The organism is Brenneria populi, from assembly GCF_036016195.1.
Classification (GTDB): domain Bacteria; phylum Pseudomonadota; class Gammaproteobacteria; order Enterobacterales; family Enterobacteriaceae; genus Brenneria; species Brenneria populi.
On the sequence record NZ_JAYWTM010000045.1, the window covers coordinates 1 to 15,120 of the forward strand.

The window sequence follows — 15,120 nt, forward strand, 5'->3', positions numbered from 1 at the left end:
GAGCGCATTATAGGGACTTCTGAGCAGGCCGCAATAGTTAATTTGCATAAAAAACACCGTTTGCTGCATTACACAGCAAAATAGCGCCTTATACCCTTTTGTTCACAAAGTTATCCACAGAATGGATTCTTGATAAAATTAGACGAGCATCACGCAAACGTTTTCGCTACAATTCCTCCGCGAAAAACGAACCTTCTTTCAGTGAACGATAACTGAATATTTTTCTTTATCTTGCGGCGACGCGCCATAAATGAAGAAAAAGACGATATTCACGTACCGTTCTTTACTGACTACCCAATCCAAGGGATATATCATCATGCCACAACCTCGTCCTATCCGCCGTGCTTTGCTCAGCGTTTCCGACAAAGCGGGTATCGTCGACTTTGCTCAAGCCTTATCTCAACGAGGCGTTGAACTTCTCTCTACCGGAGGCACCGCTCGCCTGCTGGCTGATGCCGGATTACCGGTCACGGAAGTGTCTGACTACACCGGTTTCCCGGAAATGATGGATGGACGAGTTAAAACCTTGCATCCGAAGGTTCATGGCGGGATCCTCGGGCGCCGCGGGCAGGATGACGCCATTATGGCGGCGCACGCCATTCAGCCTATCGATATGGTTGTCGTAAACCTCTATCCTTTTGCTCAGACCGTTGCCCGTCCGGACTGCAAACTGGAAGACGCCGTCGAAAATATCGATATCGGCGGCCCGACCATGGTTCGCTCCGCGGCCAAGAATCATAAAGATGTGGCTATCGTGGTTAAAAGCGGCGACTACGACGCCATCATTAATGAGATGGACGCCAACAGCGGTTCGCTAACCTACGAAACGCGTTTCGATCTGGCGATCAAGGCCTTCGAGCACACCGCCGCTTACGACGGCATGATCGCCAACTATTTCGGCGCGCTGGTGCCGCCGTATTATGGCGAGACGGATAAACCGTCAGGACGTTTCCCCCGCACGCTTAACCTGAATTTCGTGAAAAAGCAGGATATGCGTTATGGCGAAAACAGCCACCAGCAGGCGGCCTTCTATATAGAAGAGAACCTAACGGAAGCCTCCGTCGCCACAGCCCAACAGTTACAGGGCAAGGCGCTCTCCTACAATAACATTGCCGACACCGACGCCGCGTTGGAGTGCGTTAAAGAGTTCGCGCAAGCCGCCTGTGTCATCGTCAAACACGCCAACCCGTGCGGCGTAGCCATCGGCGACTCGATCCTGGATGCCTACGAACGCGCCTACAAAACCGATCCTACCTCCGCTTTCGGCGGCATCATCGCCTTTAACCGCGAACTGGACGCGCAAACGGCGCAAGCCATCATCAGCCGTCAGTTCGTTGAAGTGATTATCGCGCCATCCGTCAGCGCAGCCGCCCTGGAAGTCACCGCCGCCAAGCAAAACGTTCGCGTCCTTGCCTGCGGAGAGTGGCAACAGCGCGTTCCAGGCCTGGATTTCAAGCGCGTGAACGGCGGTTTGCTGGTACAAGAGCGCGATCTGGGCATGGTCGGCGACGCCCAGCTACGCGTGGTGACCGAACGTCAGCCCGGCGAGCAGGAGCTGCGCGACGCCCTGTTCTGCTGGAAAGTCGCTAAGTTCGTCAAATCCAACGCTATCGTCTACGCCAAAGACAATATGACCATCGGTATAGGCGCGGGCCAGATGAGCCGGGTTTATTCCGCCAAGATCGCCGGCATCAAAGCCGGCGACGAAGGTTTGGAAGTGAAAGGCTCGGCCATGGCTTCCGACGCCTTCTTCCCCTTCCGCGATGGGATTGATGCCGCCGCTGCCGTCGGCATCACCTGTGTGATTCAACCGGGCGGTTCTATCCGTGACGATGAAGTCATTGCCGCTGCCAATGAACATGGCATCGCGATGATCTTTACCGACATGCGCCATTTCCGCCATTAATTCAGGATCTGATGAACATGAAAATTTTAGTTATTGGCAACGGTGGCCGCGAACACGCGCTGGCCTGGAAAGCGGCGCAGTCGCCGCTGGCGGATATCGTTTACGTCGCGCCGGGGAATGCCGGTACGGCGCTGGAGCCGGGGCTGAGCAATGTTGATATTGCCGCAACCGATATCCCCGCGCTGGTCGCTTTCGCCCAGCAACATCAGATCGATTTAACCATCGTGGGTCCGGAACAGCCTCTGGTCATCGGCGTGGTAGACGCTTTCCGCGCCGCCGGGCTGAAAATTTTCGGGCCGACGCAGGCCGCCGCGCAGTTGGAAGGGTCCAAATCCTTCACCAAAGATTTTCTCGCCCGCCACAATATTCCCTCCGCGGAATACCAGAATTTTACCGAAGTAGAACCGGCGCTGGCCTACGTGCGCAGCAAGGGCGCGCCGATCGTGATTAAAGCCGACGGCCTGGCCGCCGGGAAAGGCGTCATCGTCGCCATGACGCTGGAAGAGGCGGAAAACGCCGTTCGGGATATGCTGGCAGGCAATGCGTTCGGCGATGCCGGCCATCGCATCGTAGTGGAAGAGTTTCTGGAGGGCGAAGAAGCCAGCTTTATCGTCATGGTCGATGGCGAGCATGTGCTGGCGATGGCGACCAGTCAGGATCATAAACGCGTGGGCGATAAGGACACCGGCCCGAATACCGGCGGCATGGGAGCCTACTCCCCGGCGCCGGTGGTAACCGATGAAATTCATCGGCGCGTGATGGATCAGGTGATTTGGCCGACGGTGAAAGGTATGGCGGCCGAAGGGAATATCTATACGGGCTTCCTGTACGCCGGACTGATGATCTCTGCCGACGGTCAGCCGAAAGTGATTGAATTTAACTGCCGCTTTGGCGATCCGGAAACGCAGCCGATCATGCTGCGCCTGCGCTCCGATCTGATCGAACTCTGTCTGGCGGCCTGCGACGGCAAGCTGGATGAGAAAGATTCCGACTGGGATGCGCGTCCGTCATTAGGCGTGGTGCTGGCATCGGGCGGATACCCCGGCGATTACCAGACCGGAGAAGTCATTTCCGGCCTACCGCGGCAAGATGCCGAAGAGGGGAAAGTCTTCCACGCGGGCACCAAAATGCGCGACGGTGATGTCGTCACCAGCGGCGGACGGGTGCTGTGCGTAACCGCCTTGGGCGACACGGTCGCCGATGCCCAGAAACGCGCCTATGAGCTGGCCGCCGCAATCCAATGGCGAGGATGCTTCTGCCGGAAAGATATTGGCTATCGGGCGATTGCGCGGGAACAAGCCTAACCAACCGACAAGCCCAGAGAAGCCCTAATACCGTTCATTTAAGCCGGTCTTTAGGGGAAAAGCAGGGGGAGGTCGCCGTAGGCGACGCCTAGCCCCTGTCGTCGCCCCGCGCATCTCGATGCTTAAACGATCGGCATTGCGGTGAAATCCGGGTGTTCTATGCGGATGTCCGGGCGGATGTCCGGCAACGGTTGCCATGACGAAACCGGTACGCGGGTCTGGAGAGTTCAGCCCGCGTACCGGTTACAGCCGATTCGCTTCAGCTTCCCAACGGCAGAAGTCTCCACGGTCCACCAGCAGCAGCTGCGTGCCCTCCGACGCCTCTAGCCATGCGATACTCAATGGGCCGGTAAGCTGCGCTCTCCTCTGGGCAATCCAGTCTTGCGACGACCGATCAAAATCGGGGCTGATGCGCGAGCCATCGCAGGCAGTGATCTGGTCATCCCGCAACGTCCCCTGCTTCAGCGTCACATTCCCCGCCTGAAGTACATCGCTAAGCTCCCGAACTCTTTGCGCATCCCATTGGTAGAAAGCCAAATCCTCATCGGAGATCGGCTCGCGCCGCGCGGCCAGCTGGCGCTGCATAAAGCTGACGGCGCCCCCCTCCGCAAAGCGGATCTGGGTGTCGTCCTTTTGATCTTCCCGCGACCTTTTGATTTCACGCAGGCCGCCCTGCTGATACCAATAACGGGTCGCCACCGTGCCGCCGCCCTGAAAGGGGTTATAAACCGCTATCAGCCTGACGGTATCGCGCTGGGCGTCATCTTTGCGCCACAGGCGCACAATGCCGCGGTCGGAAATATAGCCGCTGGCAAAAACCGCTGGCGCGGGAGTATGACTGCTACAGGCCGCAATAAAGAATATCGCTATCCCGATACCGAGCCGGCGCCATAAAAGCAAAAGGGGCGCAACCGCCCCTCCGCTTAAACTCTTAACCGGCATTGACTTATTTAACAGCGTCTTTCAGAGCCTTGCCGGAAACAAACGCTGGCACGTTGGCGGCAGCAATTTTGATTTCTTTACCGGTTTGCGGGTTGCGGCCAGTGCGCTCGTTACGGTGGTTTACTTTAAACGTACCAAAACCAACTAATTGTACTGCATCACCTTCTTTCAGAGACTCGGTAATTGCCGCGAGAGTTGACTCCAGAGCGGCTTTTGCCTGTACTTTGGAGAGATCGGCCTTGTCTGCAATTACATCAATCAGTTGAGTCTTATTCATAAGTTATCCTTACAGTGTGTTTATCGCTTGCTAAGCATCGAGTGCGACGGATATGCCATGACAGCACTCTCCTGCATACACGCACCGACAGCCACTTTTATTACGCCCCCCAAATGTAGACCAGACAGGGTGCGGATGTGAAGCCTTAAGACAGGCCATTTCAAGCCTTAAATCACGTTTTATCGTGTTATTGGCTTAAATTTATCCCAATGTTGCTGCTTCCGGCCTCGCGCAGATCGGCGCGCAGCCCTTTAATCAGTTCGATGTCGCGCTCTTCATCGGCGGCCAACAGGCGAAAAATCTCCCATTGGATGTCCCACTCTTCTTCGATCGGTGGCAATACTTTCAGCTCATCATCGGTCATTTCTTTACCGGCCTGCGTCATTTCCAGCATGGCGACGGTGCGGATCGACGTCTCGCTGACGGCGATCGCATGTTCCAGCGTTTCACCGCTTAAGCGGGAGTGAATCAGCTCGCCTAACGCGATACAGGCATCGATCGCCGGGTAGACGCCGTAAATATCATAGTCATCCGCCGCGGGAATCGCTTCCTCCAGCTTTTCCAACTGGCTATCGAAATTGACCTTTGCATCTTTGACCACCAGCGTTTCCCAAATCAGATCGAGGATACGGCGATAAACCATCGCGTCGCCAAACCCGGTTTGCCGGCAGAACTCATGATAATTGGGGTACATACGCTCACAAAGACATGCCATAAACGTGACATGCTGCCAGCTGCCGAGCTTTTCCAAGCGTAAATGAATCGGGTTACGTAACATCGTTATGCTCACTATAGACTATGGGCGGCAGTGTACCTGAAATTAACGCAACGCCCTATGCCTGAATTCCTAAAGTCCTTATGCCGGATGGCCTATAACGCCTGCCGCTGCCAGCGTTGAAACGCCGGGCGGTTAGATGCCACCGCATCGGCCCAGCGCGTAGGTTCGGGCAAGCGATAGCCGCGCATGCAGCGTTGCACCCACAGCAGCGCGCTATCGGCGCCGACGCGGTGGCCGGTCGCCACAAACAAGGGGTTGCAGCGCGCCTTGCTGCGCCACACCCAGCCTATCTGTTCGTCTTTATCCAGCAAGGGCTGCCGACTGCCCACCGCATCGGATAATGGCTCGAAATGCCCGCACAGGCGGCGTTTCGCCACGCCAATCGTCGGCACGTCGACCATCAGGCCGAAATGGCTGGCTACGCCAAGCCGGCGCGGATGCGAGATGCCGTGCCCGTCGACAAATAACAGATCCGGCTTTTGCTCAAGCAGCGCCCAGGCGGCCATTAGCCCCGGACACTCCCGAAAAGACAAAAAACCGGGGATATACGGCATGGTCGTGCTGATGCGCGCAATTTTGTACTCCGCCAGCTCCAGCGACGGGTAACGCAGCAGCGCGATGGCCGCGCGGGTTACCGCGCCATCCTGTTCAAACCCCACGTCGGCGCCGGCGATAAATTTCGGCTGCGTAAAGGGCAGGTCGTCATGGCGAATCACTTCCGCGGCGCGCGCCAACTGCTCGGCCCGCAGCCGCCGGGTATCAATCACTGGGCCTCCGAATGATAGGCGCGGGACAAACGATGCACCGCATCGACGAATACGCCGGCGTGCTCCGGCGGCACATCCTGATGGATGCCGTGACCGAGATTAAACACATGGCCGTTGCCCCGCCCGAATCCGGACAGAATGGCCGCGACCTCTTGTTCTATTCTCGCCGGCGGCGCATACAGCATGGAGGGGTCCATATTGCCCTGCAGCGCGACTTTATCGCCGACGCGGCGGCGGGCGTCGGCGATATCGGTCGTCCAATCCAGCCCCAGCGCGTCGCAGCCGGTTTCCGCCATCGCTTCCAGCCACTGCCCGCCCCCTTTGGTAAACAGCGTGACCGGAACGCGGCGGCCCTCATTTTCCCGTTGCAGGCCATCGACGATTTTATGCAGATAGCGCAGGGAAAATTCGCGATAGTCGCGGCCGCTCAGCACGCCGCCCCAGGTATCGAACACCATGACCGCCTGGACCCCGGCGCGGATCTGCGCGTTCAGATAGAGGATAACGCTGTCCGCCAGCTTATCCAGCAGCAAATGCAGGGTCTTCGGCTGCGCGAACATCATCTTTTTAATAATAGTAAAAGCCTTGCTGCCGCCGCCTTCAACCATATAGGTCGCCAGCGTCCAGGGGCTGCCGGAAAAGCCGATTAACGGCACGGCGCCGGCGAGATTTTTGCGGATGGCGCGCACCGCGTTCATCACGTACGCCAGCTCCTGCTCCGGATCGGGAATCGGTAAGTTGGCCACATCGGCATGGCGGGTAATCGGCGACTGAAAACGCGGGCCTTCGCCGGTTTCAAAGTAGAGCCCCAGCCCCATGGCATCAGGAATGGTCAGAATATCTGAAAACAGGATCGCCGCATCCAGCGCGTAGCGCCGCAAAGGCTGCAATGTGACCTCGCAGGCCAGCTCCGCATTTTTGCACAGCGCCATGAAATCGCCGGCCTGCGCGCGGGTCGCCTTGTATTCCGGCAGATAGCGCCCCGCCTGGCGCATCATCCACACCGGCGTCGCATCAACCGGCTCACGCGACAGGGCCCGCAAATAGCGATCGTTTTTCAGCTCAGTCATGCTGTTTTCCTTTAGTCGTCATCCTGGCACGTACCGCCGCCGATTGTAGCACGTTGGTTACCGTTCTCATGATAGGCGCGGCACAGCGCCACCGTATCCTCAATCAGCCGGCGCGCCACCGTGCCCGGCGGCGGCAGAAGAGGCAATTGGTTATAGCGGAACCAGCCGGCATCACGCAGCTCCGACGGATCGTGACGCACTTCGCCGCCCGCGTAGTCCGCCATAAAGGCCATCATCAGCGAGTGCGGGAAAGGCCAGGGTTGGGAACTGATGTAACGCAGGTTTTTGACCTCAATGCGGCTCTCTTCCATAACCTCGCGCGCCACCGTCTGCTCCAGCGTCTCGCCCACTTCGACGAACCCGGCCAGTACGGTATACATATTGCCGCGGTGGCGGTTATGCTGCGCCAGCAAAATTTCATCCCCCCGGCGGATCGCCACGATGATACAGGGCGCGATCTGCGGATAATAACGCTCCTTGCAGTGCGGGCACAGGCAGGCCAGTTCGGTTTTACTGCGCGCCATTTCGTGGCCGCAATAGCCGCAGAACTTGTGAGCGCGGTAGAACTCCGCCAGCTGCACGCCCCGCCCCGCCATTTGAAACAGCCCGGCGTCCTGGTCGATAAGCTGACGAACCGATGCCATACCGGCATCCCGGTTCCGGCAAACCAGCCACATCGGCTGCCCCTGCCATTCGCCTATCCGGCGCGCGGTTTCGCCTCGCAATGACCAACTCTCCGCCGTTCCCTGCGGCAATTCTCCCTGAGGAAGCCATATCTGATTGGCGTGACTAACCACCCACCATCCCGTTTCGTCACCTGTTAACGTCTGTTCCATAATATCTACGATTGCTCCTCTGTCGCTGCACCGGTTCTTTACCATTACGCATGATTTAGCTAACGTGCATAACCAACGGCTATTTTTATCATTCCCGGAGCTAATAATGCTAAACCAGTTACAAAGCCTGACTGAACTTGTCGGTGGCAATAATGCGTTAATCGACCAGTGGCTACAAGCGCGTAAACAGCTCCTGATTGCTTATTACCATCTGGTTGGCATCAAGCCCAACAAGGGCGCCTATTCGCGCCTTGATGAAACGGCGCTGGATGATTTTCATCATCATCTGGTGGATTATCTTTCCGCCGGCCACTTTCATGCCTATGAACGAATATTGCAAGAGGCCGCCTCCCTGAGCGAACGCACGCTGTCGCAGTCTGCAAAGATTGATTTCGCTTTACAAAACAACACGCAGCAGCTTATGGATTTTTATGACGGCCACCTGGCGGCCTCCATCGATCATGATAACTGTATGGCGTTCCAACAGGCGCTCTCCAGCATCGGCGAAACGCTGGAAGAACGTTTTACCCTGGAAGATAAAATGATCCGGCTGGTTTGCGCCAGCCCGCGCTGAGCGCAAGGATAAATCCGGCTGCCGCCGGAATGCGGCATTTCTTCACAGATAGGCCGCACGCCCTTTGACATGTCCCGGCTGTCGGCCTACAGTGTCACCGTTGTAATCAGCCCGCTAATCGTGGGGCTATCTTGTCGGAGTGCCTAGCGCGTTTCCGTTCCTTGCTCCATGGGCAAGCGATGAAAACGCACGGGCTGAGACCGTTAATTCGGGATCCGCGGAACCTGATCGGGTTAATACCCGCGAAGGGAACAAGAGTAATTTGCCGGACTCACACCTTATCGCCCCGGCATACCCAGCGTTATTACTCCCTCCGAACTCCAGACAAGCAATTTTTCCTTTACCGATAACAGGAACTTGCTATGTCTACAAAAACATCTTCTCGACCGCCCAAGACCAACCGCCGCGACCAGCGCGCCGCCGCCCAGAAATTTATCGACACGCTACGGGGAACGGCGTTTCCCAACTCCCAGCGCATTTACCTCGCCGGCCCGCGTGAGGATATCCGCGTCCCCATGCGCGAAATAGCGCTTAGCCCGACGCTGATCGGCGGCAGTAAGGATAATCCGCAGTACGTCGCCAATGAGCCGATCCCGGTTTACGACACCGCCGGGCCGTACGGCGATCCGTCCCTTTGCCCGGATGTGCGTATTGGGTTAAATCGGATAAGGGCGGGGTGGATTGACGAACGCGACGACACGGAAACGCTGTCCGGCGTCAGCTCCGATTTCACCCAACAGCGCCTGGCCGATGCCGGCCTCGACCATCTTCGTTTCGAACATTTACCCCGCCCGCGCCGCGCCAAAGCGGGAAAATGCGTGACCCAGCTGCACTACGCCCGCCGGGGCGTCGTCACGCCGGAAATGGAGTTCATCGCCATACGCGAAAACATGGGACGCGAACGCATCCGCGGCGAGGTGCTGCGCCAGCAGCACCTCGGCCAGAGCTTCGGCGCCAACCTGCCGGAAAACATCACCCCGGAGTTTGTCCGTCAGGAAGTCGCCGCCGGCCGCGCCATCATTCCATCCAATATTAACCACCCCGAATCCGAACCAATGATTATCGGCCGCAATTTTCTGGTGAAGGTGAACGCCAATATCGGGAATTCCGCCGTGACCTCCTCCATCGAAGAAGAGGTGGAAAAGCTGGTGTGGTCCACCCGCTGGGGCGCGGACACCGTTATGGATCTCTCCACCGGACGCTACATTCATGAAACCCGTGAATGGATCCTGCGCAACAGCCCGGTGCCGATCGGCACGGTTCCCATTTATCAGGCGCTGGAAAAAGTGAACGGCGTGGCGGAAAACCTGAACTGGGAAATGTTCCGCGACACGCTGCTGGAGCAGGCTGAGCAGGGCGTCGACTATTTCACCATCCACGCCGGCGTACTGCTGCGCTACGTGCCGATGACCGCCAAACGGCTGACCGGCATCGTCTCGCGCGGCGGCTCCATCATGGCGAAGTGGTGCCTGTCGCACCACAAAGAGAGCTTCCTGTATGAACATTTTCGCGATATCTGTGAAATCTGCGCCGCCTATGACGTGACCCTATCGTTAGGCGACGGCCTGCGCCCCGGCTCGATTCAGGACGCCAACGACGAAGCGCAGTTCGCTGAACTCTATACGCTGGGAGAGTTAACCAAAATCGCCTGGGAGTACGACGTGCAGGTGATGATCGAAGGCCCCGGCCATGTGCCGATGCAGATGATCCGCCGCAATATGACCGAAGAACTGGAACACTGCCACGAAGCGCCGTTCTATACGCTTGGCCCGCTGACCACCGATATCGCCCCCGGCTACGACCACTTCACCTCCGGCATCGGCGCGGCGATGATCGGCTGGTTCGGCTGCGCCATGCTCTGCTACGTCACGCCGAAGGAACACCTTGGACTGCCCGATAAAGAGGACGTCAAACAAGGGCTGATTACCTATAAAATCGCCGCCCATGCCGCCGATCTGGCGAAAGGCCACCCCGGCGCGCAAATCCGCGATAACGCCATGTCCAAAGCGCGCTTCGAGTTTCGCTGGGAAGACCAGTTTAATCTGTCGCTCGATCCCGAAACCGCCCGCGCCTACCACGACGCTACGCTGCCGCAAGAGTCCGGCAAGGTCGCCCACTTCTGCTCCATGTGCGGCCCCAAGTTCTGCTCGATGAAAATTTCGCAGGAAGTGCGTGATTACGCGGCGCGGCGGGAGGCCGAGGCCAAACCGATTGAGGTGGGCATGGCGCACATGTCGGAAGTCTTTCGCGCCCAGGGCGGCGAGCTGTACCACAGCGCCGCCGGCCTGCAGACGGAGGAGAAGCAATGACGACGGCTCAGACAACAGGCTCCTTTGCACCGACCGCGCATCGGCTCGGCCTCTATCCGGTGGTGGACAGCGTACTCTGGATCGAACGCCTGCTCGACGCGGGCGTTAAGACGATCCAGCTACGGATAAAAGATCAAACCGATCGGCAGGTAGAATCGGATGTCCTCCAGGCCATTGCGCTGGGTCGCCGTTATCAGGCGCGCCTGTTTATCAACGACTACTGGCGGCTGGCGGTCAAGCATCAGGCTTACGGCGTGCATCTCGGACAGGAGGATCTGGACACCGCCGATCTGGCGGCCATTAAACGGGCCGGCCTGCGCCTCGGCGTCTCCACCCACGACGATCGGGAGCTGGCGCGCGCATCGGCCATCAATCCTTCGTATATCGCGCTGGGGCATATCTTTCCCACGCAGACCAAAGAGATGCCCTCCGCGCCGCAGGGGCTCGCCGAACTGGCGCGCCATACGGCGGAGCTTGGAGAGCGCTTCCCCACCGTCGCCATCGGCGGCATCGGTCTGGATAGGGTTCCCGCGGTGTTGGCCACCGGCGTGGGCGGTGTCGCCGTGGTCAGCGCCATTACCCGGGCGCCGGACTGGCGTCAGGCGACGGCGGCATTACTGCGCATGATTGAAGAACGGGAGGCGTAACGTGCTAAGCGATCGAGAATTTCTGCGCTACAGCCGCCAGCTTCTTCTGGAAGAATTCGGCCCCGAAGGTCAGGAAAAGCTCAAATCCGCCAGTATCTTGCTGGTAGGCCTGGGCGGACTGGGCGCCCCCGCGTCCCTGTACCTGGCCGCCGCCGGCGTCGGCACGCTGTTATTGGCCGACGACGACGCGCTGCATCTTACCAATCTTCAGCGTCAAATCCTGTACCGCACGGACGATATCGATAAACCCAAGGCCGAACTGGCCAAGCAGCGCCTACAGGCATTAAATCCGCACGCGAAGATCGTCGCGCTGACGGAAAGGCTGTGCGGCGAGCCGCTGCATCAGGCGGTCGGCCGCGCCGATGTGGTGCTGGATTGCAGCGATAACATGGCGACCCGCCATGCGGTTAACGCCGCCTGTATCCGCGCGGGCAAACCGCTGGTCAGCGGCAGCGCCGTCGGCTTCAGCGGGCAGCTGCTGGTACTCACGCCGCCTTACCGCCACGGGTGCTACGCCTGCCTCTATCCCGACGCGGCGGAGCCGCAGCGCAACTGCCGCACGGCGGGCATCCTCGGCCCCGTCGTCGGCGTCATCGGCACGCTACAGGCGCTGGAAGCGCTCAAGCTGCTGGCCGGCCTGCCTTCGACGCTGAGCGGAAAACTGCGCCTGTTCGACGGCAAACAGCAAAGCTGGAACACGCTGCAGCTCACGCGCGCGCCGCATTGCCCGGTTTGCGGAGAGCCGGCATGAAAATAACCCTCAACGACCAGAGCCTCGAGCTGGCGGACGGCCTGACCGTCGACGCGCTGCTGACGCAGTTAAACCGCCTGCAACCCGGAACGGCGCTGGCCGTCAATCAGACCATCATCCCGCGTGACGCCTGGAGTCGGCATCAGATTCAGGACGGGGATGATATTTTGCTTTTTCAGGCCATCGCGGGAGGATGACATGCTGCGCATCGCCGATACTACCTTTACATCCCGGCTGCTAACCGGCACCGGAAAATTCGCCACGCCGGAGATTATGCTGGCCGCCCTGCGCGCCTCCGGTTCGCAGCTGATTACCATGGCGATGAAACGCGTCGACCTGAAAGGCGGCAATGACGCGATTCTGGCGCCGCTGCGCCAGCTTGGCGTCAGGCTGCTGCCGAATACCTCCGGCGCCAAAACGGCCGAGGAAGCGGTATTCGCCGCTCAACTGGCGCGCGAGGCGCTGGGCACGCATTGGGTGAAGTTGGAAATCCATCCGGATATGAAATACCTGCTCCCCGATCCGCTTGAAACGCTGAAGGCCGCGGAACGGCTGGTCAAAGACGGCTTCGTCGTGCTGCCCTATTGCGGCGCCGACCCGGTGCTGTGCAAACGGTTGGAAGAGGTCGGCTGCGCCGCCGTCATGCCGCTGGGCGCGCCAATCGGCTCCAATCAGGGGCTGCAAACCCGCGATTTCCTACGCATCATCATCGAGCAGGCCCGTATCCCCGTCGTGGTGGACGCCGGAATCGGCGCGCCCAGCCATGCGGCGGAGGCCCTGGAGATGGGCGCGGACGCCGTGCTGGTCAATACCGCCATCGCCGTCGCCCGCGACCCGGTAAAAATGGCGCAGGCATTCAGACTCGCGGTCGAAGCCGGCGAACTGGCCAGGCAGGCCGGACTGGGAAGCAAGCGCTATGCCGCCAGCGCCACCAGCCCGCTGACCGGCTTTCTGCGTGCGCAGACTGAAGGGGCCGAATAATGGAAAACGACTTTCAACGCGTCTGGGAACGGCTCGACTGGGACGATCTCACCCTGCGCATCAACGGCAAAACCGCCCGCGATGTCGAGCAGGCGCTCGCCGCGGCGCGGCCCGATCGGGAGGACTTTATGGCGTTAATCTCCCCCGCCGCCGCCGCCTATCTGGAACCGCTGGCGCAGCGGGCTCAGCAACTCACCCGCCAGCGCTTCGGCAATACGGTAGGCTTCTACGTGCCGTTATACCTTTCCAACCTGTGTTCCAACGACTGCACCTACTGCGGTTTCTCGATGAGCAACCACATCAAGCGCAAGACGCTGGATGAGGAGGAGATCCTGCGCGAATGCGCCGCCATCAAAAAGCTGGGATTCGATAGCCTGCTGCTGGTGACCGGCGAACACCAGCGCAAGGTGGGAATGGATTACTTCCGCCGGGTTTTTCCGCTGATTCGCCCGCAATTCAGCGCGCTGATGATCGAAGTGCAGCCGTTGGCGCAGGAAGAGTACGCGGAGTTGAAAACCCTGGGGCTGGACGGCGTGATGGTGTATCAGGAAACCTACCATCCGGCGACCTACCGGCAGCATCATCTTCGCGGCCACAAACAAGATTTTTACTGGCGGCTGGCCACGCCGGATCGTTTGGGACGCGCGGGGATCGACAAGATCGGGCTGGGGTCGCTCATCGGCCTGTCCGACAGCTGGCGCACCGACTGTTATATGGTGGCGGAGCATCTGCTGTATCTCCAGCAAACCTACTGGCAGAGCCGTTACTCCATTTCATTTCCCCGCCTGCGCCCCTGCGCCGGCGGTATCGAACCCGCCTCGATTATGGACGAAGCGCAGCTGATGCAGGTTATTTGCGCCTTCCGCCTGCTGTCGCCGGATATCGAGCTGTCGCTCTCCACCCGCGAGTCGCCGTTCTTTCGCGACCATGCGGTTCCCATCGCGATAAACAACGTCAGCGCTTTTTCCAAAACGCAGCCCGGCGGCTATGCCGACGACCATCCCGAACTGGAACAGTTCTCGCCGCATGACGCCCGCCGGCCGGAAGAGGTCGCTCAGGCGATTATTCAAGCCGGATTACAGCCGGTATGGAAGGACTGGGACGGTTATTTGGGGAGACGTTCGCAATAGGCGATGCCGGTCGCCCGGGCCGGTACGGGGTGCTGCCCTTAACCGTATCGGCCCTTCCCGAGCAGCCGCTATCAAGCGCCGTCCATCATGCGGCTGACGGTTTCCCCCAGAATACGCAGCCCCCTGCCCGCTTCATCCGTGAACGGCAAGGCGTAGTTAAGCCTCAGACAGTTGCGGTATTTCCCCGAGGCCGAGAACAGCGATCCGGCGGCAATCTGAATACCCGACTTACGCACCTCGCGGTTAAGCCGCAGCGAGTCAAAAGACTCCGGTAGCTCAATCCACACCAGAAACCCGCCCTGCGGACGGCTGACGCAAATGCCGCAGGGAAAATAGTGGCGCAGCCAGCTGGTGAATACCTCAAGATTGCACTTATATTGCATGCGCATACGCCGCAGATGGGGCTGATAGTGGCCCTGCCGGATAAACTCGGCGACCGCCAGCTGGGTGTGCGTCACGGTATAGCCGGTTCCGATATATTTCGTATGGACGACGCGCTCCAGGTAACGGCCCGGCGCTATCCACCCCACCCGCAGACCGGGCGCCAGACTTTTGGAAAAAGAGCTGCACAGCAATACCCGGCCATCTTCATCAAAAGATTTAATGGTCCTTGGGCGCGGGTAGTCGTAGATCAGCTCGCCATAGGCATCGTCTTCGATAATGGCGAGATCGAAACGCTGTGCCAGAATAATCAACTCTTTCTTATACTTATCGGGCATTGAAAATCCCAGCGGATTATTGCAGGTGGGCACCAGCAATACCGCTTTGACCGGCCACTGCTCCAGCGCCAGCGCCAGCGCATCAAGACTTATACCGGTGATGGGACAGGTCGGGATCTCAATCGCCTT

The 15,120-nt window shown here is 59.1% G+C and carries 16 protein-coding genes and 1 riboswitch; of the genes, 9 read left to right on the forward strand and 7 right to left on the reverse strand.

Annotation, left to right across the window (positions count from 1 at the left end; translation table 11 throughout):
- Positions 1-316: 316 nt before the first annotated feature.
- A complete protein-coding gene (purH, locus tag VSX58_RS21685) occupies positions 317-1,906 on the forward strand; it encodes a bifunctional phosphoribosylaminoimidazolecarboxamide formyltransferase/IMP cyclohydrolase (protein ID WP_327619898.1) in 1,590 nt (529 codons plus the stop codon).
- 17 nt (positions 1,907-1,923) lie between these two features.
- A complete protein-coding gene (gene purD, locus VSX58_RS21690; RefSeq protein WP_327619899.1) occupies positions 1,924-3,210 on the forward strand; it encodes a phosphoribosylamine--glycine ligase in 1,287 nt (428 codons plus the stop codon).
- Positions 3,211-3,453: 243 nt separating this feature from the next.
- Here the strand turns inward: purD and VSX58_RS21695 are convergent, their stop codons facing one another.
- From VSX58_RS21695 to nudC, 6 genes are all read right to left on the reverse strand, one after another.
- A complete protein-coding gene (locus VSX58_RS21695) occupies positions 3,454-4,110 on the reverse strand; it encodes a DUF1481 domain-containing protein (protein ID WP_327619900.1) in 657 nt (218 codons plus the stop codon).
- Between the two features lie 46 nt (positions 4,111-4,156).
- Positions 4,157-4,429 carry a nucleoid-associated protein HU-alpha gene (gene hupA / locus VSX58_RS21700; protein ID WP_009114799.1) on the reverse strand — a complete coding sequence of 91 codons (273 nt, stop codon included), beginning with the start codon at positions 4,427-4,429 and terminating at the stop codon, positions 4,157-4,159.
- Positions 4,430-4,616: 187 nt separating this feature from the next.
- The gene (locus tag VSX58_RS21705; protein ID WP_327615736.1) at positions 4,617-5,207 is read right to left on the reverse strand and encodes a YjaG family protein; all 591 of its coding nucleotides are present in this window, start codon (positions 5,205-5,207) and stop codon (positions 4,617-4,619) included.
- Positions 5,208-5,299: 92 nt separating this feature from the next.
- Positions 5,300-5,974: a deoxyribonuclease V gene (gene nfi / locus VSX58_RS21710; RefSeq protein WP_327619901.1), complete on the reverse strand. Its 675-nt coding sequence runs from the start codon at positions 5,972-5,974 to the stop codon at positions 5,300-5,302.
- On the reverse strand, positions 5,971-7,044 hold the full coding sequence (gene hemE / locus VSX58_RS21715; protein WP_327619902.1) for a uroporphyrinogen decarboxylase: 1,074 nt from the start codon (positions 7,042-7,044) through the stop codon (positions 5,971-5,973). Before hemE ends, nfi begins: the two co-directional genes overlap by 4 nt.
- Before the next feature lie 11 nt (positions 7,045-7,055).
- Positions 7,056-7,880, reverse strand: coding sequence for an NAD(+) diphosphatase (gene nudC, locus VSX58_RS21720; protein ID WP_327619903.1), 825 nt, complete (start codon positions 7,878-7,880; stop codon positions 7,056-7,058).
- A gap of 106 nt (positions 7,881-7,986) precedes the next feature.
- On the opposite strand from nudC, the gene rsd reads away from it, so the two are divergent.
- The 7 genes from rsd to thiH all read left to right on the forward strand — a co-directional run bounded on the left by rsd (position 7,987) and on the right by thiH (position 14,272).
- Entirely contained in the window at positions 7,987-8,454 is a 468-nt protein-coding gene (rsd, locus tag VSX58_RS21725; RefSeq protein WP_327619904.1) for a sigma D regulator, read from the forward strand.
- A 125-nt stretch (positions 8,455-8,579) separates the two neighbouring features.
- Positions 8,580-8,722, forward strand: a riboswitch (TPP riboswitch).
- A 94-nt stretch (positions 8,723-8,816) separates the two neighbouring features.
- Entirely contained in the window at positions 8,817-10,763 is a 1,947-nt protein-coding gene (gene thiC / locus VSX58_RS21730) for a phosphomethylpyrimidine synthase ThiC (RefSeq protein ID WP_327619905.1), read from the forward strand.
- Positions 10,760-11,410 (forward strand): thiamine phosphate synthase, encoded by a 651-nt coding sequence (gene thiE / locus VSX58_RS21735; RefSeq protein ID WP_327619906.1) that lies wholly within the window; start codon positions 10,760-10,762, stop codon positions 11,408-11,410. The genes thiC and thiE overlap by 4 nt, the downstream gene beginning before the upstream one ends.
- 1 nt (position 11,411) lies before the next feature.
- Positions 11,412-12,161, forward strand: a complete 750-nt coding sequence (locus VSX58_RS21740) for a HesA/MoeB/ThiF family protein (RefSeq protein ID WP_327619907.1) — start codon at positions 11,412-11,414, stop codon at positions 12,159-12,161.
- Complete coding sequence (gene thiS / locus VSX58_RS21745; protein ID WP_327615744.1) at positions 12,158-12,358, forward strand: sulfur carrier protein ThiS; 201 nt, start codon at positions 12,158-12,160, stop codon at positions 12,356-12,358. Before VSX58_RS21740 ends, thiS begins: the two co-directional genes overlap by 4 nt.
- Position 12,359: 1 nt before the next feature.
- Positions 12,360-13,142 carry a thiazole synthase gene (locus tag VSX58_RS21750; RefSeq protein WP_327619908.1) on the forward strand — a complete coding sequence of 261 codons (783 nt, stop codon included), beginning with the start codon at positions 12,360-12,362 and terminating at the stop codon, positions 13,140-13,142.
- Positions 13,142-14,272, forward strand: a complete 1,131-nt coding sequence (gene thiH, locus VSX58_RS21755; RefSeq protein ID WP_327619909.1) for a 2-iminoacetate synthase ThiH — start codon at positions 13,142-13,144, stop codon at positions 14,270-14,272. The genes VSX58_RS21750 and thiH overlap by 1 nt, the downstream gene beginning before the upstream one ends.
- Positions 14,273-14,343: 71 nt before the next feature.
- Here the strand turns inward: thiH and VSX58_RS21760 are convergent.
- A partial coding sequence (locus VSX58_RS21760) for an aminotransferase-like domain-containing protein (protein ID WP_327619910.1) occupies positions 14,344-15,120 on the reverse strand: 777 nt, incomplete at its 5' end.